The sequence below is a fragment of the Endozoicomonas sp. ONNA2 genome, from assembly GCF_024606365.1.
Classification (GTDB): Bacteria; Pseudomonadota; Gammaproteobacteria; order Pseudomonadales; family Endozoicomonadaceae; genus Endozoicomonas.
Genome location: NZ_JAHHPO010000498.1, coordinates 1 through 2,629 on the forward strand (window position 1 = coordinate 1; position 2,629 = coordinate 2,629).

General features: G+C 45.0%; 1 protein-coding gene. It reads left to right on the forward strand.

The genetic code is table 11. From position 1 onward, the window contains the following. Positions 1-167: 167 nt before the first annotated feature. Positions 168-2,629, forward strand: a 2,462-nt coding sequence (locus KDK14_RS08965) for an ankyrin repeat domain-containing protein (protein WP_257264752.1), incomplete at its 3' end; no start/stop codon positions are given.

A 2,629-nucleotide genomic window follows, 5' to 3' on the forward strand; every position in this document is an offset into this window, starting at 1 on the left:
CTCAATTTTCTGCCATCCTCGCTACGGGGACGCCCAGTCGGGCGCTATTCTCGGATAGCCTCCTGGCCACCCCATAGAACAAAACAACAAGCCAAACGGCAGCTACCTGAATAAGAACTTTTTGACCTGTCAATTGTCTACAGCAAAATTTTCACAAGGATTAAGCAATGCGACCAACAGGAATAACAGCACCGTTATCAACCAACCCTCCCCATCCGGGAGGCACTGATAAAACCACTCCAGTCACACCTGAAAAGGAAAAGCAAACGACAGACGCAGCCTCAGGGAAACCCCTTGGCCAACGCATGACGTTTCGGCCTGCACCAGGCACTGTGTCGTCTGCCACAAGAACGGTAAAACTGAACGAGGCCCACTCCCTTCTTGGTTACCCATCCGGCAAACCAGCAATGTCGGAATCATTCAATAAACGGCTGATGCAGCAAATAAAGATGAATGAGATGAAACTGCAGGTCTGTTCGCACAGTGCTTTATGGCATCAGAGGAACAATCTCGATCATTTTTCCACGCAGGCCCTGATAAACCATATAAAACAAAAGGATACAGAAAAAGTAAAAGAATACATTACCAATTACCCCCTTTCTTTAGCCATCGAAGATGCCGATGGTAATACCGCCCTGCATCTGGCGGTATTACATGGCCATGAAGAATTATGCCGATTGTTGGTTCATAGTGCCCAGCACCTGTTGCTGGCAACGAATGATAAAGGTGAACGGCCCTTGCATATCGCAGCCAGAGAAAAACAAAACAAATGTTTGAAATTTTTACTTGATAACTACCCGAATCCTTCATTACTGGAAAATGGATTGCTGGCAATAGACAAATCAGGAATGACACCGGTTCAGCTGGCAGCCCTATACGGAAATACAGCCGGTTTAATGGCCATGCTTGATTATAAAGCTGGCAGGCATATGTTGTCCTGGCCTGTTTCACCTATTTTTCTAGCGATAAAAAATGGGCATACGCAGTGCGTGGCAGCTATTCTCAGTGGTAAAAAAACCACTGGCGTTTTTTTAAACCCCTCTTGCTTTCATTGTGCTGTGACGTTTGGCCAGTTGGATTGTTTAAAATTACTCGTCGAAAAGTGTCCAGATTCTTTCACCACCAAGAATCCTTACTTAAAAGCCTTAATTCCTTTAATCCAGGTAGCTATAAACACTGGCCATGATGAAATTCTTCAATACCTTCTTGAGCAACCCTTATTCATCAATCGACTGACAAAAATGGAATATGCCTCTGAATTCCTGAGTGAAGAAAATACTACCTGTGCAAAACTGATCAGGGATGCCCGGGAAAAAGTGAAGGTACCTTTTTGCCCGGTGAAGCATTTCGATAAAAAATTATTCCAACAAGCCCTTCAGCGGGAAAGGAATCAAATTGTCACTAAAAATACCGTGGCACAAAAGCAAGCCGCACGGATGCACCTGCATTCATTACCTGACCAGCCAGAGAATTACTTTTTCGGGAGCCCGTCGTTTACCGACTGTCTGTCACAGGTAAAAGCCTTGCTCAGCGGATTGCAGGAAATAGGCGTTTATGTACGTTGCACCGCGTATGAAGATGCAGATCAAACAGGGCAATTCTGGGCTATGGGTGATGCCACGGCATCGGTGGGACTGATTAAAACCCTGGTTGCCCTGGGCACCAAAACAATCCATGCACAGCTGTTACCCCCGGATGACAGTGATTTCATTACACGACGACAATTCAGTCATGAAGAACAGGTAAGATACTTTAAGAAACAGCGTATAGCGTTATCCAAGCTGGCTTACTTAATACCGGGAATAAAAATCAGACCGGGCACTCAGGAAATTTATATAAAAAATACCAGGGTTATCATTTCCAGCTGTCACCTGCGGTGGGAGAATAAAATCAAAGCTGCCGTTACTCTCTCGTTTTTCGGAGCCGCCATCGTATACCAGCAATTAGGACATGTACAGGAGTCTTGTATTAATCTAAAACCCTATCGTTTTCGCTCTAAATATGAATCGATGTATCTCGACACATCGGATAAAGGGAATAATCAAAACAACAGCCCTCCCCTATGGTTACTGCCTTACAACTTTTTCATCTCCATTTTCACCGATATCACCACTTCCGTTAACGACAACAGTTCTATGCCTGATTGCAATATCATCCCTTTGCATTTACCGGCAAACTCCATTATCCCCAGTGATGACCTGCAATTTCCGGAAACTGCAATATCGGCCGAATCCGTCAATAGTCATTCAGCAACGTTCATCGCTGCAATTAACCAACTGTGTGATTTATCCGCTGAAGGGGAAATACAAACCGCTGTAGTTTATGGTCTGCATCATCATGATCTGCGCCATGATAAAACAACGATATTAACCCATTGGCTTCGTGCCATTAAAATAAGTCAGAAGCAGGTATCCGATGCTCTCCCGGTGGTGGTGACCACCACAGTCAGTGCTTTCAGTGATGAAGATGGCAAGCGTGCGTTATCCAAAATCTCGAGCACCACAGGCTTCACACTGATTGACTTTCGGGACCAACAAGACCGGGCTTCTTTAATGACCGCAGGCAAAGGCCAATGGTTACTGTGTCTTATGCCCAGTTTGCCAAGGCAAAGTTTCAACAAACTGGTGCA